Origin of the sequence: Endozoicomonas sp. ALC013 (assembly GCF_049310205.1) — a bacterium.
Lineage (GTDB): Bacteria > Pseudomonadota > Gammaproteobacteria > Pseudomonadales > Endozoicomonadaceae > Endozoicomonas.
Window position 1 is genome coordinate 12,143 of the sequence record NZ_JBLYNS010000033.1, and the last position, 26,960, is coordinate 39,102.

A 26,960-nucleotide genomic window follows, 5' to 3' on the forward strand; every position below is an offset into this window, starting at 1 on the left:
TGTGAAAGGAGCAGAGTCATAAAGCTCTGCTCTATCCCGGTTATAAGGCAGCATCAAATCATACGCATTGGCTTTAACGATTGTGGTTTTTCAAAGGGTGAGGATCTACCTTCTAACTCTAATATGTATTCATTTAATTCACTAAAGCTTGTTTTTAACTCAAACATCTTTAAAATCATTTCCGTTTCACGTCTTGTTAGAACACTCTGCCAATTATTTTTGCTTAATAATGGAGTGGAGGTATTGGCTTCACGACAAAAAGGTTGACATACTGCTCTCTGATTTGCAGATTGGATTGCTTTGCACTTATGAGAAAATTTTGATGCTATTTTATAAAGTATGTAAGAAAGTGACCTTATTCTTTCTGGATCACTATCTATTTTTATTTTATTATTAAAATCTGATATTTTGAAATGACAATCTTTAGAAAAATACAGTGTATTAGAATCATCTAGATCCACATAATCTATAAGGTCTTTCTCTCTTATATATAAATATCCTGCGATAATGTTTTTGAAAATGTGAGCAATTTGATCAGGTTTCAGGGTGATAGAGTCTATACCAAATAAACCTATCATGTCAGCCAAGTCACAGTCAGCCAACTCTAATGCGATATTATATGGATAATATGAGGTTGCTGTGTCCTGAAAACCTAAAAGACGTACTATGTTTGTATGGGGGTTAAGTTGTTTCAAACATTCAACTTCATAGCATCCTATATCTTTTTTCGTTCTTTTTATTGCAATATATTCATCGGCATCCTGTTTTTTAGCAACAAAGCACTTGCCATTTGCTCCTGAGCCGATTAAATGCATCACCTTGTAATTTGAAAATTTAAATTCGAGTGCTTGACTTTCCTGGGAAGTATTAACTTCTCTACTGCTTCCAATGGGTGATTTTGCTATCGCTAGTGAGCTCTGGGCTTGCATATATTTACCTGTATTACAGCAAATGGAAAAATGACTTTTCTAGTCAAGAGATGGATAAATTTCTACCTGCCAATTTACGAAAGTACTCCGAGTGAAATTCTTATAACAACAACTTCTTCGTGTGGACTGCGCCGAACAAGCGGGGGTAGGTACTTAATGTGCAACAGTAAGCACCTATATAATGTAAAATCAGAAGACGCCGTTATTGTTCTTAATATCGCCACCGTTAATTAGAGAGTAAAGTCGCATAAAGCCGTCCAGTGCTTGAATTGAGTCCCAGTGCTCAACGATCCTGCCATTTTCAAGCCGCCAAGTATCAACAATATTCATTCCTTTTTTATCATTACCCCTGTCTTCTTTCTTCAAAGTAGCATGTGAGTGAAAAATTACGTAATTACCATCAACATAAATATGCTTCACGTCATAGGTGTAATCGGGATAGTCCTCAACAAACTCTTTTAAAAAGCCAACCAGGCCAGTGACTTTATCAGGTAAATTACGATTGTGTTGAACATACGAGCTATCGTTATACTTCTCGAGAATGTAATCAAAATTATGGTTATTCATCAGATTTTGTACGAAGTCCGTAATTAAGGTAGCATTAGCCAACTCTTGCTCTGTCCAATCATTTTTTTGTAAAGATTGCAGGTTTATAATCAACTCGTCTGCATTACCCGCAGGTGCAGTAAGACTTACCAACAGTAGCAGAGTTGATGCAATGGTCTTCCACATATAGTGCTCCTTCCAATGTCGTTGGTTGTTCAACATGTTATTTGAATATCATGGTATATATTAGTAACCTGCTCTACAAGAAGGTACCAGAATGTCATCTAGGCACATTTTGGTAACCCTCTGACCTATCTTGGCAAAAGGGCTGTGGTATGACTGTAAAATGCGAAAACAGAGATAAAGACAAAAAGCGGGTATTTTATAACACCGAAGACTGTCCTATTCGTAATGTTGTGGCTCAGATAGGCGACAAATGGTCAGTACTCATTTTATTTGCACTGGTCGAGGGTCCTGACAGGTTTAACTCTATTAAATACAGAGTAGTAGGCATCTCACAGCGTATGCTTACTCAAACACTCCGAGACCTTGAGCGAGAAGGTTATGTTACCAGAACTGTATACCCTGAAGTGCCAGTAAGAGTAGAGTACGAGCTTACCAGAATGGGCAAAGATTTAGTAAAACCCCTGTATCAGTTGGTTTCCTGGGCGGAAAAGCATCATGATAAAATAAAGCGTTCGCGCAAAGTCTATGATGCTAAAGTTAATGTCTCAAGCTATTAATGTTCAAAATGCAATAAAAGATGGGACTTATTAATGAACGTCCAAATACACGGACTTGCTGCATTCTCGTACACACGGAACAAGGAGCGTGATGACCAGGGTTCAATGGTAATAGCCTTTGCAAGAGCTGTGATGGCGATATCGATTGGAATAAAAATACAGGGAACCTGGTTGAAGAAAACAGGTCAAACAAACACGTTGACATTGAACTCAGGTATTTCAATATGAACACATTATCAGGAACACTGAATCGTGATACACCAATGCCTGAATTTGAACGTGTCTATCCGTATCCACCGGCTCTGATTCTGGATCCTTCCAAGCAAAAAAAGTTTGCCTGTTTATATTCAGAGCCAAGGCCACATATTCTTTCCGATCCTTATCAGCTGCCATGCGGACACATTATTTGTAAGCCATGCATAGAAAAAAATATTAAAGACAGAGAGATAACCTGCCCCCTGGCTGAATGTAACAGCCGCATAAATATAAAAGATATTTTTGTCGATGCAGCTTATGCGAGGGAGATCAATGGTCTTATTGTCGAGTGCCTGGAACCACAATGCAGCTGGAAAGGGGAGTTTCAAAATTATCAGAAAGTTCATGTCTATAACTGTAATGGACCAACATCAAAAAAGTATCTGACAGAAGAAATAAAATACTTAAAAGAGCGATATAAACACAACATAAAAATACAGCCTGAAAGTAACACTGATTCAGACGCCTTAAAGGAAGAACTGGAGAATACGATTCAGGAAAATAAGAGGCTGACAGAGCAAGTCCAGTCACAAAGCCAGAAAATCAAATTACTTGATGTGGAATTGGAAACAGCTAAATCTGAGAATTGCTCATTGTCAACCGTCATAAGCACAATTGTTAATGACCAACAATTGTCCGTACGTTCCGGATATGACAGCCATACCTCCAACATCGAAACGAAAGCCGGACCGCCGAAGGTCAAAATGGATAATGTATCAAAGGTGGTTCCACCGGCAACTGTCGCTCAACCATCTGCATCAGCAGGAGTTGGGGATGTTGTCTATTCATGGCAATTTGATCATGCTGAAAACTTAAATAAAACGGGTGGGGTAATACAGAAGAGTGAGCCATTCCAAATCAACAACCATACCTTTCAGTTGTTATTAGTGAAACAAAGTCATGAATACCTGTCTTTGTATGTTCGTGTGATCAACGGAGGCAATGATGGCAAAGCCGAATGGCCCTGCAGTGAATCCATGAAATTTATTATGAAAGATCACAGCAAACATAAGAAAGACATTATAAGGACGATTCATCTATCAAGAGCTCCGGGTGAGTGCCGAAGATCCCCGGGGAAGACCCCACATCCTCTCGTAGGCTTTAAAGAATTTTGCAGTCTGTCCAGTTTACAACCCCCGAAGTGGGATTATCAATCCTGCTATTTGGATTCCAATAGCGAAACAACGATAGATGTGCTGTCAGCCGCTCAGATTAAACCCAATTTTTTAAATTCACCATACGACGTGATCGAAGGTAGCGGCCTGATCAGCTGGCCCATCCGAAATTGCAAACAATTAGTTAACGGTACCCGACACAGTGATCATGTATTACATAGCCCGGTTTTTTATACGTCAGATGAAGGATACTGCTTCAAACTCATTCTGGATTTCGAAGGTACCTACCAATCAAATCATACCAGGGCGACAGTTTGTGCACAGGTTATGCCAGGCAAGCATGACGAAAAACTGACCTGGCCGGTATCCGGAGGAATAAAGGTTTCACTACTGGATAGAAGACATACCATCGAAGACCATCAAAAAAAGGACATATCAACTGTTATACCAGTGAAGTCGAAAAATAGAGTGGTACAAGTTCAATCTTGTTATGACGAACATAAAGCACGAACGGTAACTGTAGATTTCTTTACTTTAATGATGCTTAAAGAGGATCAAAAGGATCTTGGCAAACCTATTTATAAATTTAATGATGAGATTGTCATAAGGGCCGAGTATATTCCGTTTGGACTTGAGTAGTCGAATGCTCAAATGCCCGAGGGTCTTTGAAAACTGTATTTCCATACTTGCAAAGATTGAACTATTCAATGATTCAACGGTCAATATTATCAACTCAGTTTCTCGTTGACTGCCGGAGGCTGGTAAAACATGGAAATCTACAGTGTATTATTATCCAGCAGTCAGGTTCAGAAAAATGACTACTCCGCTTTGTTGGTTATTTTATAGAGAAACTGTAAGCCTCCAGGAACCCAATCAAAGAGTCCGTTGATATGCAACCTCAAAATAATAACGTTTACAGTTTTGATATTATCTATCCAGGTGTTGGCAAGCCCGAATTAGTTGGCGCTGCTGCTGGTGGTGTTATTGGTTGCTGTTCAGGGCATGCGGTTGAAGGGTGTATGATAGGTGCATTCCTGGCCAAATTATATGGAGATTCTCTGAGCGAACCTTATCGGATAAATACAGGAGGAATAGGATACAGCAACAGAACCATAACTCTGCACATGCCAACCATACAACGTATAAACAGAGACTAATTGAAGATAAAAATTGGGTGTTGTCAGGGCCTGTTGATGCTTCGCTGCGTGCTCAGCTTTAACGATATTAAATATTTGCGGCAAGTATTAGAAAAACATCTATTTTACTGCCATAACCCATGGATTGGTTAGCCTTTGGCGACTGACCAGAAAGGCGCTCAATAATCAACAGTCCTGTTCTGGTAACTGCACATCATGCCATGGGTATATTTGCATGGAGGGATGATCTGTCTATCCAAAAGGTTATCAAATGAAAATTGATTCTTCCTTACCAAACGCATTCAACCCTCAAACCATGGCCGCACAAACCTCTAAGAAGGCAGGTCTCAGTGTTTGCCAGGGGTATATCCTGTGTGGGAATGATTTGGCGCAGAAGCATGAACACAAACCGATCGTTGACTATCAGGTAAGGCAACTTGCCGGTGTTGCCCTGAAGGCAGGCACAATTTTGATGCGCCGTGCGGCAGGTTTTGCTTTCAGCGAGGTGATGAATTCACCCTATGTTGGTGCTGTGGCACCGGGGCTAAAACAATCAATGCTGTTTTTTGCGGCTTTGTATAATCAGCAGCAGATGGCTCAAGCGGCATCCAGATCCAGTCAATTTCACTCAACCTTACCTGCAACAACTACCCCTGTAACTACTGCTATCGATACGGAATTGACACCCTCAACCTTTACAACTCCTGGCCAAACCAAAACGCCAGAAGCAATAACAGCTTCCGTTCAAACCCCGACATCCAGCCAAACAACAACGTCTGCACAAACAACGACGTCTGCACAAACAACAACGCCAGAAGCAATGACAGCTTCTGCCTCTCCCCCGACGCCCGACCCAACCACAGAGCCTCAGGCGGCATGCGCAGATGATCAATTCACCTGTGACAATGGCGAGTGCATCGGTAAGGAGCATCAATGTGATGGAAGTAAGGGAGTGCGTTATATGGATTGTGAGGATGGCTCCGATGAAGACTACTGCACACCGGATGTATGTAACCAATTAAAGCGGTTTATTTGTGCTGACGGCACCAAATGTATTTCGTTAAGGTTTCAATGTAGTGGACTTTCTGGTGCGAACACGCAATGTGATGATGGCTCCCATCTAGATAACTGCACAGAGGATGTATGCAGCAAGTTAGGGCGGTTTATTTGCAATAACGGTGAATGTCTTCCTTCCTATGTTAAATGCGATGGAGATTACGATTGTGCTGATTACTCGGATGAGCGGGGGTGCAGTACTTTTACAACACCAGCACAAACCACAATACCCGAACAACTCACAACGTCGGAACAATTCACAACGCCTGAACAACTCACAACGCCCGAACAACTCACAACGTCGGAACAACTCACAACGTCGGAACAATTCACAACGTCGGAACAATTCACAACGCCCGAACAACTCACAACGTCGGAACAATTCACAACACCGGAACAACTCACAACACCGGAACAACTCACAACGTCGGAACAATTCACAACCCCCACACAAACCATTCTTGAAACCAGTTCTAACTATACAGAATTTGAACACCCGACAGACACCTCCAGCGAACTCTCAGCCTATGCCTTGTTCGCTATACCCGCTGTCTTGGCAGTGGGAGTCGGCTCGTATGCCCTTTGTGCCTACGCAAGCTATAAGGCCATTAAGCGGGCTGTTCCGACATTACCAGCAGGGCAAGCGTTATCACGATCACTCTGGCATCCCTTGTCTTTCCGGCAGTCCCAACAGCAATTGGCGGCTGTAGCAGCCCCATCAATTGGCTCTGATAAAACAAAGGAAGTACTTGAAATGCAGCAGAAACTTGTTTAGCAGGAAAAATCAGAATGAGTCAGTAAACAGGAAAGACTTGATTATTCCCGTTTTTATACCAGACTCGGCTTCTGGTCATATTCGGGAGACAGCCAGTATTTTTTTAACGGACTTTTATGAGTGAACATTTTTAAATGAAATGTATAAAAAACGCACTTTAAAATATTTACTATGACTTCCGTCACTCCTGAACATCTCAAGTTATTCACGCCCACTGCTTCATCCGTTCTGGTCTGTCACCACCTGTCCATGCAGCCTTGCACTGCCGAGGTATTCAATGGTCGTCAGTTGGTCGTGTGCGAGAACCCCAATACACGACTCATCCGTTCCTCTGATTGTCGATGCGATACGCTGTTTCGTGATGATGCTGACATTCAGGAATTAGATACGTTGTTACAGAACCGGAGTGTTGATATTCATGCGAAAAAAGCCCGGTATATAACCCGGACTTCAGCGTTTGGGCCCCGAGAGATGGTGTATTGGCGTTCTCCGCTGAAAGAACTTAACCCAAATATACTGGAGCAACTGCAATGGTATCTGAGTAAAGAGGGGGTTGATATCAATCAGCCCATCAACCAGGCGCAGCAAACCCTGTTGCATCAGTTCTGTAAAGCGAGCTGTCTCTATCACAGGGAGCCGGAAACGCTGCACCCTGTGCATCCTGATACGGTGGTGAAATTGCTTTTGAGCCGTGGGGCCTCACTGCTTCCTGATCGCGCTGGTAACACACCATTACACCTCGCCTGCAATGTTGGAGCTACCCCGGAGCTTTTGGAAATATTGCTGGAAAAGGTCAATGGCAGCCCGGAAATCCTTGATGCAGTTAACAACGACAGGAAAACAGCCCTGTCCGAGGCGCTCAGTTCATCAGCATGGGTTGGTATAGCGGTGCTTCTGTTGCGCTCGGGAGCCAGTATCGGTGACGCCGACAACAGGTATCATTACAGTCCGCTTCATGCAATGATCGAAAATCAACAGCTTACCAGTGAAAAACTGTACTTCCTTACCCGCTATGGGTTAGATATCAATAACTGCTTCAGTGAAGGCATACTCCCTTTCAATGAGTTTGTCAGGGATATGTATTACTGTAACTTCTACTTTGATTCCGATGTACTTCTTTACCTGTTAAAGGAAGGGCTGGCCCTGAACCGCCTCGATCGTTATGGTCAGTCCCTGCTTTCCATGTGTTTCGATGTTTTTGCCGGAAATATCGATTATTATCGAAAGCTTGAATTGTGTGCTTTTGTCTTGAAAGCTGCCTATAAATACCATTTTCCAGGAAATATTGATGCTCTGAAAGGCGCGGTTTCGGATGCATTAATGGAAAAACACGCAAAGGATATCTGTAAACTGTTAACAAGTTTTTCGGATGTTTTTTATCTCATTGATAACACCGTCGAAATCATTGCCAGCAACTTGAGTAAGCAAAATAAAAAGAAATTGGAAGGGTGGTTGAAACAAGTCAGAGATATTTATCCTCCGGATAGGAGCCTTCGTCCTTTTGTCTACCAGCCCTGTGAACATTTTGCGCACTCTTGTAAAAATTCTTTCATGCGTCATATGGACGCTGTTTACAATGCGGCAAGCACCGATTTTGCCGGGGTTGGGTTACTGGAATCAGATCTGGATTATTTTGAATCATTAGCACTAGAGCTAGAGATTAATGAGAAATCTGATTGTGATGATACTGAAGACCATCAGGACAATCATTCAGTACGATATTCAGATATTCATTTATATGACTGGCTTTTTGACTGTCGGTTTGCAGCATTACGTCAACTGCTTTTGTCACATAAAGAAATTCATAAGACTATCAGTCAGTATAAAAACAAGCTCGTGGGTGAATTATCCATTGACAATAAAGAGAAACTTGATCAATTGCTCAGGGAGACTACCTTGGTTGGTGAGTGTTAAGACCCATTAAAATTCTCTACTGTTTTGTCCTCAGTCAGTGCAGGGTTTGAGAGTTGTCTGAAATGGTCATGTACTTGAATGAATGTTTTCAGGGTGATTTGCAGAAGTCTCTCCATAACGGTTGGAGAGCAACGAATATCGTAAAAAATTTCCAGAGGTATTCAATGTACACACAGGCTTTAAACATTCTCAAACATACAAGACAACTCACCAACAGCCAATTTTCAGCAATGGCTGCCAACTCACTTCGAAATGAAGCCGGTAACAAATTGTTTTCGGGGCGGGTTGTTTTTGGGCAAGCCATACAAAGCCTGCATATGTCGGCCCGCTCTGAACGGCGTGATTTTTCTGATGATCAATACAGGCCAGGGAATGAGTGCGACCATGTTGAGATAAATATCCGGGATGATTCGCCATTTCCAGACAACGGTGATCATTACTGTGAATTTATCAACGACAAGAAGTCGGGAGCTAATAGTTACAGCCGCTTTGGAGGACCAGTTATGCGTTCAGTCACCCCTGATGATCTCAAGGCATTCAAGCCCATTGCATTACCCGTCGTGGTCTGTCACCACCTGACACTGGAGCCTAAGACGACAGAGATATTTAATGGACGTCAGGTGATTGTGTGCGAAACCCCGGGTACATGGTTAATCCGTAGCCCTGATTGCCAATGCAATACTCTCTTTCGAGGCAATGCTGACATTCAGGAACTGGATACGCTGTTAGAGAGCAGGGGTATTGATATTCGTGCGAAAAAAGTTCAGCACATAACCCAAGCTTCGGCGTATGGGCCCGATGATACCGTGTATTGGAATTCTCCACCGCGAGAAGCCGATCCCAAAATACTGGAGCACCTGCAATGGTATTTGAGTAAAGAAGGTGTTGATATCAATCAGCCCATCAATCAGGCGGGGCAAACCTTACTGCACCAGTTTTGTCGAGCGAGCTGTCTTCATTCACGCAGTGGTGGACAAAAGTACACAACGAATCCTGATACCGTGGTGGAATTGCTGTTGAGCCGTGGTGCCGAACTGGTTGCTGATCGCTTTGGTAACACGCCATTACACGTTGCCTGTCAAACTGGTGGTGCCTCCCTGGCGCTTATGGACAGGTTACTGGAAAAGGCCGGTGGCCGTCAGGAAATCCTAGACGCCGTGAACAGCAGTGGGAAGACAGCACTGTCAGAAACGTTGAGCTTAACGTCATGGGTCGGTCTTGCTGTGCTTCTGTTGCGGGCTGGAGCCAGTATCGACAACGCTGACAATCGTTACGAAAACAGTCCGCTTCATGCAATGATGGCGAGTCGGTTTCTCGACAGTGAAAAAATCAATTTGCTGACCCACCATGGGTTAGATATCAATCAACACACCAGCGAAGGAAAACTCCCTTTCAATGAACTGGTGCGGAACATTAAAACCTATTACTTCTATCGTGTTTCTGACACGCTTCTCTATTTGATAAAATCCGGGTTGCATCTGAACCGCCTTGATCATAATGGCCAGTCCCTGCTTGCCACATGTTTCAGTGTTTTTGAAGATCATGGTGAATATTTTCGCAAGCTGGAATTGTGTTCTTATGTCCTGAAAGCCGCGTATAAATACAATTTTCCGGGAAATATCGACACTCTGAAAGGCGCTATTTCAGATACGTTAATAGAAACCCGGGCAGGTGATATTGGAAAACTGTTAACCAGTGATGCGGATGTTTTTTATCTGATTGATAACACCTCTGACGTCATTGCCGACAATTTGAGTGCGCAAAATAAAATGACACTGGCAGCGTTGCTGGCAAAAGCCAGAGATATGCACAGTCCGGATATAAGTCTTTACCCTTTCGTCTACCTGCCCCGTGAACCTTTTGCCCACTCATGCAAAGATTCCTTCATAAGCCAGATGGAAGCTACCTATAACGCACCGAGAAGTGATTTTGCCAGGGTTGGGTTAGATCCAGAGTCGGATGATTCTGCCGTACGGGACAGTCATGATTGGGGCGAATCCAATTGCCATGAGACAGAGGACTCTGAAAACAACAACTCTATTCACCATTCAGACATTAGATTATATGACTGGCTGTTTGAGCATCGGTTTGAAGCATTACACCAACTGCTTTCGTGCGATAAAGGGCTTCATAAAGCTATCTGTAAACATAAACTCAGTCTTGCAGGTGAATTATCGGCTGATAATCAGGAAAAGCTCGATCAATTGCTGCTGTAAACGGATTCGATGGGTAAATATTAACTAAAATTTAATATTTTCAGGTTATTGTATTGTTATTAATGCATGATGAAAGACCTGCTTATTTTCTGCTTGGTCAAAAGCTGGTCAACCCTGAACCGGGTCTCAGCAGTGACTGGTCGATCATTCGTGCATTATTAGTGGGTATTTATTGATGTAGATCAATTCTTTTGCTTCGGTAAATACGTAGCATGAGCTTAATCATTGAGTGTTTGCCGAAGTCGGTAACGATTGTTTCGGAGCCTGGTAATAAGAACACCAAATACTCACTCTCTGTCTAAGAATAAATACCACCCCAATAATAATAAAAAACGCAAACAGCTGATGGTTCAGCACTTGCAGCCTTGTCTCTGGCAAGGTTTTTTATTATGTGATACGGGTACTTGCAGTGCCCGTATTCAGGCGATGATACGCCAACGCAGGAACAGCTGCCTCAAATCAAATTAACCCGTTTTATCGACTAGTAGTTGATTACTTTTGTCAGTCATTTTGATTGGTTCCGGTTTTCGAGTGTACTTATGCACAACGTCTGAAATACCGGGTTGTTTGGTTTCAGGGCCTATATAAAAGAAGGAGCGGTTACCAGTGGCAAATGTCTTACACGGAGTATGGGAATTCCCTGACTGTAAATGATAAGTAAAAGCCTCAAAATGGAAGCCGTCAGTTGAGACAGGAGGTCAAAGCAGCCAGGAAGGTGGATGGCTGACAAATCAGGGATGTGACATGGCAGGGAGCCAGTGGACAGGATGTCCGGATTTTCAGGATGAAGGCTGGGCAGGGACTTTAGTCGGGCAGGATGCCTAACGACAAGAGTCCATAGGTAAAAAAACAGATCCGGGATGGGTCTGTTTTTGTTTGTGCCTGGTATTCTTCGACTCCGCTTCAGGGTGAGTGGAGATCAAGTTCTGAACCGGGAAATTAATTCAATACTGTTCCAGACGCATAGCCAATTCTTGCCATTGCTCCGGGGTAAGACGGGTAAGCTCATTTCTGGCCCTGGCGACAAAATCCCCGTAGGGCTTATCTCGGATTGAGGCAAGTTCCTCTGCGGCTGGTTCACCCACTTTTTTGTCATTCACCGGAGCCATGATTAACAATCCACTCATTTCAAGACAGCCATAACTCTGCTTTTCAGGCACATATTGAGGATTAACATTGGCATTTTGATTTCTGGGAAAAATGAAAGAGTGCAAAGAGTTATTATCGTCTACCCAATAGACCACGTTGTAGCCGCCAGTACCGCAGACATCGCTTTTGCTTAAGTATTTCAGAGTATTATTAAAGACTTGCGCAAATTCAGCAGGATTCTCACCCGCGATATGAATTCCTGAAAAATGTGCCGTGTTATGGGCTTGATCACCGGTCATCCAACGGATCGTGGTTTTCCCATGCTGTATTACCGGCAGGTCAGCCTCCAAAGAGAGTTGTCCGTTATACAACGCTTTTCGCAGGGGCAAATTCTCTTTCATTGCATGGATATGAAGATGCGGCTGTGAGTTTCCCCTGTAGCCACTATGGGCAAACGTATAGGCCGGTCCCATGGCTGTTGCCAAATCAAAGAGCTCTGAACTTTTAACAAATATGTTACTTTGATCAAGATGTTCTGTGGGTTTTATCAACCAGCATTCGGAACTGTAAGGCCGGAAATTGGAAATGATGGTCATGCCCTCGGTGTGGATTTTCAGTAGCCTGGAATCGTTATTGCATAATGCACAGGGCTTTCGCGGGTGACTCTGCCCTTTGTTATTTTCAAATGATCCCTGAATGGATTCATCGAATGTATAAAGCCTGTTAGGAAAGGATCTGAATTTCAGATAAGGGTTATCTTGTACCAGGCCACCCTCACACAGCAACTGATTACACAGAGCGTGCTGTGCCTGACGAGCCATTATCTGCAATACAGGGTTGATCTTACACGGGTCGTCAGGCGTTATGATCTTGACTGAATCGACTGCCTGAACATGTTTGTCGATAAATGTAAGGATTTCCTGATAAGTAGTATCTTTCAGATCGTGGTAGTTATCAGTATTTGGTATAAAAAAGTGTTGAGCAATGTTCATGCCCACCTCCTTGTTGGCTGCCTAATACCAAACCATACCGAGTAAATGAAAGGTTAAAAATAACAAAGTGGTTGGCAATACTAACGGCCTTAAATGCTTTGATGGTTCGCAAGGTCCTGCTTGACGGCACGAGAATTTCTTTAACTTTTGAGGGTATGAATGCGCTGCAGCATGCCATCGGGCAGATTTTCACTATCAATACAGCAGACCTGCTAAAATACCTTACGATGGAGCACCAAACATCAATGAAGGGCGAGCGTATTAAACAAGATGCAGTTTTGTTGTACTGATAATTGCCACAAAATAGAGGGGTATCTTTTTTTCTTTCTAGAATGAGAGCTTTTAAGTGGTTTTCTGACATAAATTCCTTAATATCTACCCTAAGAAGTGGTTAGGAATTGTCTTTTAACAAGTTCCCGATTTCCGTTCACCCTGAGTGCTGAGCTTGTCAAAGTATCGACGGGGCGTGCCAACGAACTTCGATACTTCGACAAGCTCAGCACTCAGTCCGAACGGAGTCAGGCAATGAAAATAGGTAAGTTGTTTCCAGACAACTCCTTAGTCGGCCCTAGCGTTCATCAAAAAGAAAAAACACCATTAATGTAGCAAGATCTTTAGGAGAGTTAGAGCAATGCAGCCTGCCGGGGGAATAACACCGATATTACCTAATCCCCCGGGGGGGATTGATACAACCACCAGAGTTCAAGTTGAAAAGGACAATCCCCAAACGGGTGTAGAAATTAGCATACCCTCTGCCCAGAGCATGTCATTACCGCGTGCGGAAAATCCAGCGCCACCAGAGAGTTTACACACCAAAAGAATGGTAAAACTAAACCAGGTTCACCCTATTCTTAGTCACCACTCTGCCAAATCCTGTGATAAAGAAGCATTTTTGGAATCATCTGATCAACTGACGACACATCAAATGGTGATGGATATACCAGGCCTGCCATTACTTTCAAAGGAGGCTTCATGGGATCAACACAACCATCTTTATAATTCATCCCTGGACCTGATAAACCTGATAAAACAGGGGGATACAGACAAAGTAACAGAGTGCATTACCAATAACCCCTTTTCCCTGGCCATTGAAGATGCAGAGGGTAACTCCGTCCTGCATCTGGCCGTGTTACACGGCCATGAACACCTATGCCGACTGTTGGTTGATCGAGCTCAACACCTGTGGCAGGCAACCAATGACAACGACGAACGACCTCTGCATATTGCAGCCAGAGCAAAACAAAACAATTGTTTGAACTTTTTATTGAATAACTACCCCAACTTCTTAATACTGCAAAATACACTGGTGTATCCTGACAAATCAGGACTAACACCGGTACACTTGGCGGCTCAATACGGAAATAAAGCTGGTTTAATGACCATGTTGGATTATGAAATTGGCAAGTATTTGTTGTCCAAGCCTGATTCCCCTATTTGGGTTGCGATAAAAAATGGGCACATAGAGTGCGTGGCCGTTATTCTCCACTGTTTACATAGTGGTGGTGCTTTTTATCAATCATATTGCGCTCTTCGCTATGCTGTTGAGTGTGGCCAGTTGGATTGTGTCAAATGGCTTGTACATAACTATCCAGACTCTTTCACCCCGAGAGATCCTGATTTAAAAGGCTTAAGTTCTCTGACCCAATTAGCGGTAAAACATGGCTATGATGACATTTTACAATACCTTCTTGAGCAACCGTTCTTTATCAAGCGACTGACGAAAATGGAATATGCTGCTGAATTTAGCAGTAAAGAGAATGGAGTCTGTGCAAAACTGATCAGAGATGCCCGGGAGAAAGTGAAGCAACCTTTTCGCCCGGTAAAGAATTTTGATAAAACACTATTCCAGCAAACCTGGCAGCGGGAAAAAAATAAGATTGCCAATAAAATAGAACAGCAAACCTCACGAAAATATCCACCCCCATTATTTGATCACATGGATGACAGCTTGTCCGGGAGTGCATCGTCCACCGAATATCTGTCACAGGCTAAAGCTTTAATAAGCGCATTGCCGGAAATAGGGGTTTATGTACGTTGCCCCGTCTATAAAAATAAACATGAAGAACAAGGTCGATTCTGGGCCATGGGTGATGCCACGGCATCTGTCGGACTGATTAAGGCCCTTGTTGCTTTGGGCGCAAAAACGATCCATGCACAACTGTCACCACCGGATGACAGTGACTTTATTACACGACAAAGATTTAATAGTGAGGAGCAGATAAGATATGTCAAGAAACAGCGTATAGCGTTATCCAAGCTGGCTTACTTACTGCCGGGAATAAAGATTAGACTGGGCATTCAGGAAATTTATATAGACGACACCAAAGTTATTATTTCCAGCTGTAACCTGCGTGGTGAGAATAAAATCAATGCTGCCGTTACCCTCTCCTTTTTCCAGGCCGAAGCAATGTACCGAGAATTAGGCTATGTGCAAGAGTCCCATATTAGTTTAAAACCCTATCGTTTTTACTCTGAATTTGAAGCGATGTGTCTGGATACCGATACATCAGTTACAAAGAATAATAGCGGCCAACTCCTATGGTCACTGCTTTACAACTTTTTTTTGTCCATTTTCACTTATATCAATAACGACAATAGTTCAATGCCCGACTGTAATATCCACCCTTTGCATCTACCGGTAAACTCGATTATCCCCAGTGGTGATCTGCAATCAAAGGAAACTGAAATATCGACCGAATCCCTCGATAGCCATCAACTGACATTAGTCTCTGCTATTAACCAGCTTTGTGATTTATCCACTAAAGGGAAAATACAAACCGCTGTAGTTTATGGTTTGCATCATAATGCACTGCGCCACTTTAAAAAAACGATATTAACCAATTGGCTTGGTGCTATAAAACTAAACCAGGGTCAGGTAACGGATGCTCTCCCGGTGGTGGTGACCACCACCACCAGCGCTTTCAGAGATGAAGACAGGGCAGAAAATGGCAAGAGTGTGCTAAGCGAAATCGCGAGAACCGCAGGTTTCACACTGATTGACTTTCGGGACCAGCAAGACCGGGCCTCTCTGATGGCGGCAGGCAAGGGCCAATTGCTTCTGTGTCTTATGCCCAGTGTGCCAAGGCAGAGTTTCAACAAACTGGTGCAAAGCTCCCGGTTCCCGGTGTTAAGTGAAGGTGCCAACCTGACCACGACCCTGTTGCAAAATGGCCAACCTCATCTTTCTCTCCTTCCCTACGGACAAACGCCAGTGGCCCAGGACATGGGAGTGCCGCTGGAGGCTTTAAAGGCCATGGCCTTTTCCTGCAAGTTGCAGATAGAAAAGAATGGAGCCGAGATTGAAGTCCTGAAAAAATTGTCAGACCTTGCCAGGAAAGGCGGCTACGCAGAGGCACTCTCTTATACCGACAAGATAAAGACCAAAGACGTTGAAAATGGACCTTTATGCTTTGTCTGGAATGATCCTCAACCCTCACCTTTGCAATTGCGACCAGTCACCATTATGAGCCTGTTACAGAAAGGAGCAAAACTGGGCAGTATTGAAAAAAAAGCGTTACTCGAAGCGCTAGACCCTTCCGATAAAGCCCTGGCCGATTATATCAACAGCTGCCTGGATAAGGACTCAATCACAACCCATCACTTCCGGCTGCAGCAAATGCATGTAAATAAGCCTTTTAACAATAAGGTGGTGGCAGCGCTGCTCCAGTTTGGACGCTATAAAAAACTGCTGGCCTGAGAAAATTCCATTGAAAGGATGGATTAGACATGAACCGGCGGTATTCTCAGCTGTTAACAGCTCCCGGGCTCCTCCTTCGAACGCACAGCAAAATAGTGGCTTTAGGGTTGGCGACAAAATAAAGATCAGAGTACACATGGAAGTTGACAAACACACCCGGCATAAATATTATTCACCTCGTTCCTTGCCGGTATAGCTCAGTTGGTAGAGCAACTGACTTGTAATCAGTGGGTCCCGAGTTCGACTCTTGGTGCCGGCACCATATACAGTAAAGCCCGTAGCGTTAGTAAACACTACGGGCTTTTTTGTATCTGTCTGTTTGCCCCCACTATTGCCCCCACTTTCGATTGGGCTGTAACGGTACTAATCGGTATCAGGCTCTGACCTGCAATGCAGCCTTCTGTCACTCATAAACAAATACTTCTTACGGTCTTCAGTAATCAAAGACTCGCCGGATAAATTTTCCTTTGTGCATGCTCAGTCGTCAAAAAACCTTAAGTAGATTTCTCCCTCCCTTTTTTAGTGGTGTAGATTGAACCGTTTTGGCGGCAAAAAATCACAGGGAATCGAGCGACAGACTACCGTTATCTCTGGCCGAAAACCTCATTGGGAATAATGCCTTTTCTGGTCCAGTGCTCACCAATCGTTTGGGTAAAGTCGCTTCTGACCAGTTTTGCTCTTTGCTTCAGCCATTCCCCCTGATCCTGCCTCAGATAAATACCTTCAATGTTGATTGCACCGTAGTGAGATGGCCTGCTCAGCAGTGCCTCTAACTTCTCCATTGAAAAGGTACCCACGGCAAGCGGTTTGATTGGCTGAAGATCCAGAAGGGCAACTAGCTCATCGCGGCGAGGAACCGAGAAGAATCTGTCTGCCTTACAGTCATAAATATCAAACCCGACAAACCAGTCTGGCAGTGACTCATAAGCCAGGGAATGACGGGCATAGCACCACTCCCCAAACAGAATCAGGTGCTCACCCAGCAGGTTGATCAGATCTGCCTCGTAACGGGCTGCCCATCGCCAAAGGTGCTTGAACTGACCGCCTATATCCCGTTCAATCCAGGCACCACGATTCTGAGCCCTGAGTTTCCCATCAGGGCCGACAGAGAAGCCGACATTGGCACCATCGACTTTTTCTTCCACGGTCAGCTTTGCATGCAGCAGTTCATAGACTTCGGAATCTGATAACAGTTTATCGCCCCGTGGTTCACCAGAACCCAACCATTGAATGTGTGGCGTGTGGGGAAAGCGGAAGAAATCATCGGTCATGGTGTTCTTTCCATTTTTTGCGGGACCATTCTTCTATAATCTGCTCAACCTCTACGCCCGCTACTTCAAGTTGCTTTTGCCAGTCGTACCAGTCTGTATCGCAGGCATTCACGAGGGTGCAGGCCATACCATCCTCATTTGCTTTTAAGCAGGCAGCTATCATTTTTCTATCGGCAAGATCGTGGACAACATCTTTTAGTTGTTTGGGTAGTACGGCAACCTTGTCGGGATTGGCTGGATCATCTTCCCATTCAAGCGCAACATAATCGATTTCATTCCTATCGAACTTCGTACGCCGAACCATCAGACCATAATCTTGTTCAGTGAGCTTTTTTTCATACTCACCAAAAATTTCATAGTCGTAGTCCGACACCATACGACCGCCGCTGAGCTCAAAGTCCATCAGCCACTCCAGAACCTTTTCTGCCTCACCCGCATCCTCGACAGGATGCCTGTATGATGAAAACGGTGAGTCAGGGTGTTCGCCGCTGGCAACAATCAAAACATTGGTATCAACAACATGCCGACTCATGATTGGTTACGTTCCTCTTTCATCCGGAGCATGGTTTGTTTTGCCTGTTCCCGCACCTCCCCTGTCGCATCGCCGAAGAAGTTCTTTGGCCAGTAGGAAAGCCTGCCAAAATCATCCATGGTTAATGTTTTCAGAACAGCATCGGATTTTTGGCGTTCGACAAAATACAGGGCGCACTGTTCAGGCGAGGCTTTCTTTTTAGCGACCAATGTCTGCATACGTCGGAACAGGTGCTCTGAGTGGGTTTCCACAATAAACTGCACATGACGCTTTTTGCTGACCTCAAGAAATAACTCCGCCAACAAAGATTGAGCCTGCGGGTGCAGATGAATCTCTGGCTCTTCCAGAAGAACGGTAGAATATGCCGGAGCAAAATAAGCCAGCACCAGCACCGGTAACACCTGAGATATACCAATCCCTACATCCCGAAGGTTAGCGACCACACCATCCCGGTGAATCAGCACGCTGTAATGACCGGCACTGAGCTGTTTTACCTCCAGCTTGTCAGCGATCTTCATTTTTTTCAGCCAGCGGGATACGGAGCCAACAAGATTGTCATCGTTTCTCCTTCCGGCCTGAGCGCTGGCCAGAAGCGCGGGTATCGCATTGCTACCATCGTCACCAATGATCCCCGGGCGGGTGCGATTCCAAATATAGGTCCGTTTAGGCTTGTTTCTCAGTGGACCAAGGTAGGAAATTGCTTCAAGTTCCCGGCGCAGTTGCAGGCTCAGGTTCTGAACCGTTTTTCCCGACTCACCCATGGCTGCAATCGCATCTGCTGAAAAGGCAATACCACGCTCTGGCGCATAGGAGCGTGCCTTCAAGGTGGTGCGTGTCTCACCGGGAAGATAGATGCCAAATGCACTCCGTTCAGTCCGTGCGACACGAAACCAGTGCTCGTTATCCGTACTCAGTTTCATGCTTTCAATGACCGGACTTTTTTTGTAATCCTGGGCATATTCCACCGAAAAGAAACAGAGGCTTTTACTGTCATCCATATCCAGCTCAATACCGACCTTACGCTTCTCCGGGTTTCGGGTCAGCAGGTCCTCAAATGAGCCCATATCCACATAGTCATTCGCTTCAGCTCCCAGATTGAGGTGAACCGTATGATCCGGAGACATGGCCGTCTGCTTCATCAGCAACAGGCTTTGCAAAAGGCTGGACTTACCTGTGGAGTTTTCCCCCAGCAGCAAAGTCACTGGCCTGAGCTGAACATCACCGGACTCCCGCCAGGCCTTAAAGTTGGATAGTTTTAGTCGGGTTAGCATCATGTCTTCCTTTGGTTGACTGGCGAGCGCTTCTGGTAAGTGTACTTTAACGGTTACTGACGGCCTGCTCCACCAGCGTATCGGCCAGATGCAGGCGGGTTTGCTGCTGGTGTTGCAGGTGGGTTTTGATTTGGTCGCAGAGGGTTGTTAGTTGGTTGACTTTGGTGACGATGCGGTGTTGTTCTGCCGTTGGTGGAACAGGTATTAAGAACTTAGCGATGTTGCCCATGCTCAAGTTGGCTCTGGCATTATCAACTTGCTTGTCAAACATATAGCCAATGCAGATAGAGCTATTGAAAAATTGAAGGAAGAATGAGCTGCAAAGAAGATTTTTAAAGATACGAATCAAGCATACGGCCTGGTTTATGTTAGCTAGATCATCAATGTCATAAATCGCGGTTCTTCCTATCGATGCACCAACAATATTCATTAGGAAGTCACCATTCGCCAGTATGGAGCGAGGTTCAACTTCGTTGAATTTTTGCTCAACATACTTTTTTTTATCAAGCATAAGCTCAAAAGCACCGACGTTCTCACTGGTGACAAAGAGTACATCAGAAGGGTTTTCAGTGTATGAAACTCCTTGCCACTTAGGTGACGAGCCCTTGGTTATTATCTGAGTCAACTCTTCCAGACGACACCACTCCCACCCATCCGGCAATTCAAACGGCTTCTCATCCTCCGCAATTGGCGGCAGCGGATTCTGCTTTTTAATTTTACCCTCTTTGACCAGCCGGGCTTTTTCGGCGGCGATGCGTTCCAGCAGTGTGGCGGCGAGTTCGTCGTTGGGGTCTTGGGGTACCAGTTTGCCCATCACAGCCAGTTGCAGGATGGTCTGCTTGAGCTGGTCGATGCTCGCCTCGGTGGTGAACAGGGTGGTGAAGTGGCTGGCGATGCGCTGCCAGTTCTGCTTCAGTTCTTCGGCATTGGCACTGTTGGTGAGGGTTGCCAGCAGGTTTTCTACCAGTGTCGTATGGGCGGACAAGCTGGCTTCGGTCTGCTGTTCAATCTGGTCGCACAGGGTCATCAGTTCATCGACTTTGGTGACGATGCGTTTCTGCTGAGATAAGTTTTGATAAATGGCGCATACATAGAAGAGATTCTCTTTACTCTAATCAGGTATGACGCAAAAACTGCATGAACACTGATGTTCTCAACTAAGTAGGATTTTCCTACTGTTCCTCCGGTTCGGGCTATCAATATATCGTCGCTTTCCAGCTTATATGCTTCAGAGTTTTCAGTTGTAATCTCGCAGGCTGGTACTGTTTCCCAATCAACTCTATCGTTTTGAATATCGGTTATTCGAAGTAGCCTAACTCCTTCAGAATCATGTTTGGCTGAAGCTGTGTAACCATAATGAATATTGCTGGATCAATTTCCCAGCTTCCCCCATTCCCAACCAACTGGAAGTTCAAATGGTTTCTCATCTTCAGTAACTAATGGCAAAGGCTTCTGTTTCTTTATTTGCCTTTCCTGAACTAGCCTCACCTTCTCGGCTTCAATCCGCTCCAACAGCTTGGAAGCAGGCTCATCCTCCGGATTCTGCGCCACCAGCTTCCCCCGGACCGCCAGCTCCAGAATCAGCTCCCGCAGTTTCTTAATGCCATAAAGGTCAATCTTCTTGCCGGAACCTCGGCCAGAAGCGGATTTGTTCTGCACCGCCAGCGCCAGCGCCAGCGTAGAGAGGTGATTTACGATCAGTTGCTCAGTCATTGTTTGTACAATCTCCGTTCACCCTGAGCGGAGTCGAAGGGTGATTGGCACGGTCTTCGTTGTTGGTTCGGAGTCCACATCCTTCGACAGGCTCAGGATGAACGGGGTTTGGTTGCTCAGGATGAACGGGGTTTGGTTGTTTAGGATGCACGGGGTTTTGCGGTTCGGAAGGCGCTGAATAAGAACGGGCAAGATGGGACACCTGTGACCAATCTCCTCGCATCATGGCCTCTTTCTTTTTCCTGCTCCAGCCCTTGATTTTCTGTTCGGCCGCCAGAGCTTCCTCACGGCAGGGGAAGGCTTGTTGATACTTTAATTCAACGGGTAGGCGGTTGGCTGTATAACAGTCTGGAAAATACCGCAACTGATGCTGGGCCAGTCGCTGTTCCAGGTTGTCTGTGTGCCCTGTGTAATAACTGCCATCTGCGCATTGCAGGATGTATACAAAGAATGACATGAATGGTTCCCGTTGAACTCCTGAGGAATCCTCGGTTGTTGGTTAAAGGCTGGCAAGGATAACACATTCACCCTGGGTTCTGAGGAAGAGTAGAAGGGAGAGGCTCCAGACTGATAGATCATGCCAAACACCCTTCGTCCGTGCATCCTGAGCGGAGCCGAAGGACGCTCAGGGTGAACGGAGATCGAGTGTCATCGGGAAGTTAATGAAGGGCTCTGTTCCTGACAGCCAGAGAAAGGTCTGGGTATAGCGGCTGATAATCTCCACCAGCCCACGACCGGTGTCCGCCTGCAATTGTGGGGAGGCCGCCGCTTTGCGCACCAGCTTCAGGGCCGCTTCCAGCTCCTGGGCATTCTGCTCGAACCGCTGCTGGTTGATGGTGTAACCACGGGTCAGGTGCTCTTTCAGGGTGCTGGTGGCCCACTGGCGAAACTGGGTGCCTTTGCGGGAGTTAACCCGGTAAGCCACGGAGATAATGGCGTCCAGGTTGTAATGTTTGACCTTCCGGCGTACCTGCCGCTGGCCTTCCTGCTGAACTGTCGAGTAATCCTCGGTAGTTGCCCCGGCAGTGAGCTCGCCCTCTTTGTAGATGTTTTTCAGGTGCAGGCTGATGTTATCAATACTGGTTTCCAGCAGCTCTGCCAGTTGCCGCTGGGACAGCCAGATGGTCTCCTGGTCCAGCAGTACCTGAATATTCCCCTGGCTGGCTTCATAAATGGCAATGTTAAGGTCGGTGTCGGCCACGTTATCTCCCGCTCCGGTTGGTCAGCGCTTCGCCAAGGATAGTTTGCAACTGTCCAAGCAGCCCTTCCTGCTGCTGTTGCTGGTAGCTGGCCAGCAGTTCGTCCGGATCGTGGCTGATGGTTTCGCCCACATGGGGGTTTTTGATGTCCAGGTTGAAGTTGCGCACGGTCACCTCGTCGATGCTGACCTTCCAGGCTTGCTCATTTTCTACCCGTGTGGCAAAACCGTCCGCCTCATTACCCCACCAGTCCATCTCCTGCCGGAACTCTTCAAACTTCATGGGGCGGGTTTTGCTGTAGTTCTTTACACCTGTCGGGTAAGGGTGCTCATAGAACCAGATCTCCTTCGTGGGCTGACCTTTGGTAAAGAACAGGATATTGGTTTTGATGCCGGTGTACGGATTAAACACGCCGTTGGGCAGGCGCACGATGGTGTGCAGGTTGCAGGCTTCCGTCAGCAGTTTTTTGATTTTGGTTTTGACCCCTTCGCCAAACAATGTGCCATCGCGCAGAACCACTGCCGCACGGCCACCGTCTTTTAAAACCTCACTGATCAACTGTAAGAACAGGTCGGCGGTTTCCCGGGTTTGCATTTCTGACGGAAAGTTTTTCTCAATGCCATCTTCTTCGGTGCCGCCAAATGGTGGATTGGTGACGATCACATCTACCTGATCATCCCAACTGGAAAGCGGCTTGTTCAGGGTGTTGCCGTGTTTGATCTGCACCGGCACCTCGATGCCGTGGAGCAGCATATTGGTGGTGCAGAGCAGGTGCGGTAGCTGCTTTTTCTCGACACCATGGATCTGCTGTTGCAGGGTTTGATGATCAGCAGCAGTTTTCACCTGGTCTTTCAAATGATCCACCGAGCAGGCGAGAAAGCCGCCGGTGCCACAGGCCGGGTCCATAATGCTTTCGCCCAGCTGCGGGTTGATGCGATTGACCATAAAGCGGGTGACGGCTCTGGGCGTATAAAACTCACCGGCATTACCGGCGCTTTGCAGGTCCCGCAGAATCTGCTCGTAGATATCACCGAACAGGTGTCGTTCTTTGGAGTCGGTAAAATCCACCTCGTTCAGCTTGTTGATCACCTGACGCAGCAGGGTACCGTTTTTCATGTAGTTGAAGGCATCGCTGAAGGCTTCCTTTACCACAAAGCCCCGGGGGTTTTTATCCACAGGGGCGATCAGGTTTTTCAGGTCCGGGAACAGGTCGTTGTTGATAAAGCCCAGCAGCTCATCACCGGTCATGCCCTGTTTGTCTGCCGCCCAGTTGCGCCAGAGGTATTCTTCGGGAATGGGTGAGCGGTAGTCGTCCAACTCAAACTCCAGCTCTTCTTCCTGGGCATCGAAGATTTTCAGGAACAGCAGCCAGGACATCTGGCCTAAACGCTGGGCATCACCATCGACACCGGCGTCTTTGCGCATGATGTCCTGGATGGATTTGATCACGGAACAGCTCTGTCGCCTTTTTGAAATCCAGAATGGTGAACCACAACTTGTTGTAACGGTCATCAATCCGGGTGCCACGGCCAATAATCTGTTTGAACTTGGTCATGGACTGGATGGACTGATCCAGAACCACCAGTTTGCAGGTTTTGGCATCGACGCCGGTGGTCATCAGTTCAGAAGTGGTGGCGATCACCGGGTAGGGCTTTTTGGGGTTGATGAAGTTGTCCAGCTGCGCCTTGCCCAGGTCGTCATCGCCGGTAATCTTCATCACATATTTGTCGTTTTTGGCCACCTGTTCCGGGTTCAGGTTGATGAGTGCACGACGCATCCGTTCGGCATGGTCAATGTCGTTACAGAAGACGATGGTCTTGGCCATGAGGTCGGTGCGTTTCAGGTAGCTGGTGATGGTCTGTGCCACCAGCTGGGTGCGTTCGTCGATCACCAGGGTGCGGTCAAAGTCTTTCTGGTTGTAAATACGGTCTTCGATCACTTCACCGTGTTTGTCCGTCTGGCCCTTGGTGGGGCGCCAGCCTTGCAGATCTACATCCAGATCGACACGGACCACTTTGTAGGCTTTCTGGTGCTCTTCCGGACCGGTGAGTGCCTGGTACAGCGCCAGGTGGATTTCGTAAGCCGGGTCTACCTTGCGGCCGGTGATTTTGGTCATGGCCGTGCCGAAGGGCTGGAAGTCGTTGATGCGGGTCTGGTCCACCAGCACATTGCGATCCGCCAGGAACAGAATGCGCTTCTTGCTCTTGGCTTTCCACAGTCGCCAGATAATCTGGAAGGCGGTGTAGGTTTTGCCGGTGCCTGTTGCCATCACCAGCAGTACCCGATCCTGGCCTGCTGAGATTGCTTCTACGGTTTTGTTGATGGCCTGTAGCTGATAGTAACGGGGCGACTTGCCGCTGCCATCGTCGTAGTAATCCTGGGTGATAATGGGCAATTGTTGTTCGGTATAGCCTTTCCAGAGGCAGAGCTTTTGCCAGAGCTGTTCCGGTGATGGGAAGTCTTCCAGCCGGATTTCGGTTTCCAGGGTTGCCGGATTGGTTTTGTCATGGAAGATAAAACCATCACCATTGGATGCAAAGGCAAACGGCACATCCAGCAGACGGGCATAATCCAGCGCCTGTTGCATCCCCTTGCCGATTTCATGCTGATTGGCCTTGGCTTCCACCACCGCCAGCGGCAAACCAGGCTTATGAGAAAGTACAATATCTGCCGACTTCACCTTTCTGCGGGCAACCGCCTGACCACGCACCACCACCTTGCCATCCCGCAGTTTCACTTCCTGACGGATCTGGGTCATATCATCTATCGTGTGGTCTGTTACAGACTCTTGTTCTGGTCCCGGGACTTTGAACTTTTTATGTGTCTATTTGTCCAAGGAGGCAGGGAAATACAAGAAAAAAAGGATTTTTATGAATATTCAGGACGCTTCTCAATCCGTTGTGTTAATCACTGACAATTTATGTCCAGGTAAAAACAACAAGCCCGAAATACACCACAAAATCAAGGAATTACCCCCTCAGATTCAGATGACTGCTGGACCAGGGCAATTATCCCCCGCAACGTCCCCTGGCGCAAAACACCAGACAACCGGAAAAACCAGAGCGGTGCGGCAGTATCCCACTGCACAGCCTGGCCGATCATTCGATTTTCATTTTGTAGCCTCTGATCAAGAGGTACGCAGTCTGCTGCACGCCCGGACCAGTGACAGCGGCGGGAATGTGCTGCTTATCACCCATCCCGATGATTTGTGCGAAGACAACCTGGTGCAGCGTCTGCACATTACGGCTGACAGCCAGCCCGTCCTTGAGTCTGGCCGACTCTTTGCCAGCGATACCCCGCTGACGCTGGTACTGGACATTCGTTCTTTCACCAGCGATGAGCTGCCAGCGTTCAATGAACTGCTGGACCCTGAGAACCCATGTCTATACGACCGGACAAAAAAAGAGAAGCGCCCCCTGGGTAACCATGTCTCGCTGCTGGTACTGGCCAGCCCCGAGCAGCTAACCACAATGGGCAGCAACGATCAGGCTCCGGGGGCTGACTTCTGGCGCCGCGTCAATCGCCCGGGTAACAGCTGGCAGTTTGAGACCCAAACCTCCGATAAAGAGATTCCGGATGCCATTGACACCGCTTTGCTGCCTGAATACCACGGCACCCCGGGGGACGATGGCGATGTGGTTACCATTGATTGCCATCTGCACAGCCACTGGCGTTCGCTGCTGTTTGGTGGTCCCGGTGTCGATCACCAGGGGCGTATCCGGCACATACCCGGCCAGCTTGAGCAGCTGCGGCCTGGCCAACAGGTCATTCTGAAGGGGGCTGACTGGCACGATTTGTCCTTTGAACAGTCCATCCGCCAGCTGCTGGTGCGCAAGGAGTACCCATGCAATGGTGAGACTCGCCAATTAGCCCGGGGTATCCAGTTTTACCGGATGCCCGTTGCTGAGCAGGAGCTGGTCACGCTGTTCCGTTCGCTGGATAGCAACCCTGATAGCAAGGATGACCAGGCACCTGACAGGACTGCCGGGCAGCACAATATCCTTATCAATCCGGTCAGAATGGCCCAGTGGCTGAATCCGATACGTATTGAGCAGGGTTATGCCGTCCCCAATAACCTGCTGGAGCAGCAGATCCGGGCCGGTGGTGCGGTTATTGTCACCGCCCCCCTCAGTACCACGCTCTGGTTCCGGCTATTGGGTGCTTTGCAGGGCATCTGGGAGGCAACGGGGATAAAACCGGTACTGCAGGTTGCTGCCCCACAGTGGCAATCGGAATTACCGGGCAAGTCAGCGAGCACCAGACAGCAAGCGTTACTTGCCGCGCTCACCGGGAACCGGTACTGCGCCACCGTGCTTTACCAACAAGCCCCACAAGCCATTGCCTGGCTTGCCGCTCAGCCGGAACCGCCACTGGTGATTCAGGTCAACGAACAGACCACCCTTAGCCAGCTGTTTGACAATATCCACGTTACTTCAGAGCAACAGGCCCGGTTTGGTCGTTGTCCGACCCGGTTGCACAGGGCCTTGCAAGCAGGAACTCCCGTAGTCTTT

At 46.7% G+C, this 26,960-nt stretch carries 20 protein-coding genes, 1 tRNA gene and 1 pseudogene; 10 read left to right on the forward strand and 12 right to left on the reverse strand.

The window, feature by feature from the left end:
• Nucleotides 1-53: 53 nt before the first annotated feature.
• Together ACO6V1_RS08640 and ACO6V1_RS08645 are read right to left on the reverse strand one after the other, a co-directional pair.
• The gene (locus ACO6V1_RS08640) at nucleotides 54-929 is read right to left on the reverse strand and encodes a protein kinase domain-containing protein (protein WP_422466529.1); all 876 of its coding nucleotides are present in this window, start codon (nucleotides 927-929) and stop codon (nucleotides 54-56) included.
• A 189-nt stretch (nucleotides 930-1,118) separates the two neighbouring features.
• Nucleotides 1,119-1,661 carry a nuclear transport factor 2 family protein gene (locus ACO6V1_RS08645; RefSeq protein WP_422443939.1) on the reverse strand — a complete coding sequence of 181 codons (543 nt, stop codon included), beginning with the start codon at nucleotides 1,659-1,661 and terminating at the stop codon, nucleotides 1,119-1,121.
• Between the two features lie 149 nt (nucleotides 1,662-1,810).
• Between ACO6V1_RS08645 and ACO6V1_RS08650 the strand changes: the two genes are divergently transcribed.
• From ACO6V1_RS08650 to ACO6V1_RS08675, 6 genes are all read left to right on the forward strand, one after another.
• On the forward strand, nucleotides 1,811-2,218 hold the full coding sequence (locus ACO6V1_RS08650; protein ID WP_422443937.1) for a winged helix-turn-helix transcriptional regulator: 408 nt from the start codon (nucleotides 1,811-1,813) through the stop codon (nucleotides 2,216-2,218).
• A 224-nt stretch (nucleotides 2,219-2,442) separates the two neighbouring features.
• The gene (locus tag ACO6V1_RS08655; protein ID WP_422443935.1) at nucleotides 2,443-4,227 is read left to right on the forward strand and encodes a hypothetical protein; all 1,785 of its coding nucleotides are present in this window, start codon (nucleotides 2,443-2,445) and stop codon (nucleotides 4,225-4,227) included.
• A gap of 251 nt (nucleotides 4,228-4,478) precedes the next feature.
• A complete protein-coding gene (locus ACO6V1_RS08660; protein ID WP_422443933.1) occupies nucleotides 4,479-4,745 on the forward strand; it encodes a hypothetical protein in 267 nt (88 codons plus the stop codon).
• Nucleotides 4,746-4,995: 250 nt separating this feature from the next.
• Complete coding sequence (locus tag ACO6V1_RS08665) at nucleotides 4,996-6,555, forward strand: LDL receptor domain-containing protein (RefSeq protein WP_422466531.1); 1,560 nt, start codon at nucleotides 4,996-4,998, stop codon at nucleotides 6,553-6,555.
• Between the two features lie 171 nt (nucleotides 6,556-6,726).
• The gene (locus ACO6V1_RS08670; RefSeq protein WP_422466533.1) at nucleotides 6,727-8,469 is read left to right on the forward strand and encodes an ankyrin repeat domain-containing protein; all 1,743 of its coding nucleotides are present in this window, start codon (nucleotides 6,727-6,729) and stop codon (nucleotides 8,467-8,469) included.
• Nucleotides 8,470-8,633: 164 nt separating this feature from the next.
• Complete coding sequence (locus ACO6V1_RS08675) at nucleotides 8,634-10,685, forward strand: ankyrin repeat domain-containing protein (RefSeq protein ID WP_422443927.1); 2,052 nt, start codon at nucleotides 8,634-8,636, stop codon at nucleotides 10,683-10,685.
• A 944-nt stretch (nucleotides 10,686-11,629) separates the two neighbouring features.
• Here ACO6V1_RS08675 and ACO6V1_RS08680 read toward each other — a convergent pair.
• Complete coding sequence (locus ACO6V1_RS08680) at nucleotides 11,630-12,766, reverse strand: hypothetical protein (RefSeq protein WP_422443925.1); 1,137 nt, start codon at nucleotides 12,764-12,766, stop codon at nucleotides 11,630-11,632.
• Between the two features lie 71 nt (nucleotides 12,767-12,837).
• Here ACO6V1_RS08680 and ACO6V1_RS08685 point away from each other — a divergent pair, with 71 nt between their 5' ends.
• The 3 genes from ACO6V1_RS08685 to ACO6V1_RS08695 all read left to right on the forward strand — a co-directional run bounded on the left by ACO6V1_RS08685 (nucleotide 12,838) and on the right by ACO6V1_RS08695 (nucleotide 16,725).
• Nucleotides 12,838-13,056, forward strand: coding sequence for a hypothetical protein (locus ACO6V1_RS08685; RefSeq protein ID WP_422443923.1), 219 nt, complete (start codon nucleotides 12,838-12,840; stop codon nucleotides 13,054-13,056).
• Nucleotides 13,057-13,658: 602 nt separating this feature from the next.
• A complete protein-coding gene (locus ACO6V1_RS08690; protein ID WP_422466535.1) occupies nucleotides 13,659-16,463 on the forward strand; it encodes an ankyrin repeat domain-containing protein in 2,805 nt (934 codons plus the stop codon).
• Nucleotides 16,464-16,649: 186 nt separating this feature from the next.
• A tRNA-Thr gene (locus ACO6V1_RS08695) sits at nucleotides 16,650-16,725 on the forward strand.
• 322 nt (nucleotides 16,726-17,047) lie between these two features.
• Here ACO6V1_RS08695 and ACO6V1_RS08700 read toward each other — a convergent pair.
• From ACO6V1_RS08700 to ACO6V1_RS08740, 9 genes and pseudogenes are all read right to left on the reverse strand, one after another.
• The gene (locus ACO6V1_RS08700) at nucleotides 17,048-17,734 is read right to left on the reverse strand and encodes an RNA ligase family protein (RefSeq protein ID WP_422443919.1); all 687 of its coding nucleotides are present in this window, start codon (nucleotides 17,732-17,734) and stop codon (nucleotides 17,048-17,050) included.
• A complete protein-coding gene (locus ACO6V1_RS08705) occupies nucleotides 17,724-18,266 on the reverse strand; it encodes a hypothetical protein (RefSeq protein ID WP_422461301.1) in 543 nt (180 codons plus the stop codon). Before ACO6V1_RS08705 ends, ACO6V1_RS08700 begins: the two co-directional genes overlap by 11 nt.
• Entirely contained in the window at nucleotides 18,263-19,540 is a 1,278-nt protein-coding gene (locus ACO6V1_RS08710; RefSeq protein ID WP_422443915.1) for an AAA family ATPase, read from the reverse strand. The genes ACO6V1_RS08705 and ACO6V1_RS08710 overlap by 4 nt, the downstream gene beginning before the upstream one ends.
• 43 nt (nucleotides 19,541-19,583) lie before the next feature.
• A complete protein-coding gene (locus tag ACO6V1_RS08715) occupies nucleotides 19,584-20,564 on the reverse strand; it encodes a restriction endonuclease subunit S (protein ID WP_422461299.1) in 981 nt (326 codons plus the stop codon).
• 344 nt (nucleotides 20,565-20,908) lie between these two features.
• Nucleotides 20,909-21,250, reverse strand: a complete 342-nt coding sequence (locus tag ACO6V1_RS08720; RefSeq protein WP_422461297.1) for a hypothetical protein — start codon at nucleotides 21,248-21,250, stop codon at nucleotides 20,909-20,911.
• The gene (locus ACO6V1_RS08725; protein WP_422466537.1) at nucleotides 21,243-21,707 is read right to left on the reverse strand and encodes a GIY-YIG nuclease family protein; all 465 of its coding nucleotides are present in this window, start codon (nucleotides 21,705-21,707) and stop codon (nucleotides 21,243-21,245) included. Before ACO6V1_RS08725 ends, ACO6V1_RS08720 begins: the two co-directional genes overlap by 8 nt.
• A gap of 168 nt (nucleotides 21,708-21,875) precedes the next feature.
• Complete coding sequence (locus ACO6V1_RS08730) at nucleotides 21,876-22,451, reverse strand: virulence RhuM family protein (RefSeq protein ID WP_422443907.1); 576 nt, start codon at nucleotides 22,449-22,451, stop codon at nucleotides 21,876-21,878.
• A 1-nt stretch (nucleotide 22,452) separates the two neighbouring features.
• On the reverse strand, nucleotides 22,453-23,898 hold the full coding sequence (locus tag ACO6V1_RS08735) for an N-6 DNA methylase (RefSeq protein ID WP_422466539.1): 1,446 nt from the start codon (nucleotides 23,896-23,898) through the stop codon (nucleotides 22,453-22,455).
• Nucleotides 23,879-25,213 (reverse strand): annotated as a pseudogene (locus ACO6V1_RS08740) (DEAD/DEAH box helicase family protein); the annotation flags it as partial. The pseudogene ACO6V1_RS08740 and the gene ACO6V1_RS08735, both read right to left, overlap by 20 nt.
• A gap of 106 nt (nucleotides 25,214-25,319) precedes the next feature.
• Between ACO6V1_RS08740 and ACO6V1_RS08745 the strand changes: the two are divergent.
• Nucleotides 25,320-26,960 (forward strand): hypothetical protein (locus tag ACO6V1_RS08745; protein WP_422466541.1); only part of this gene is annotated, 1,641 nt, incomplete at its 3' end.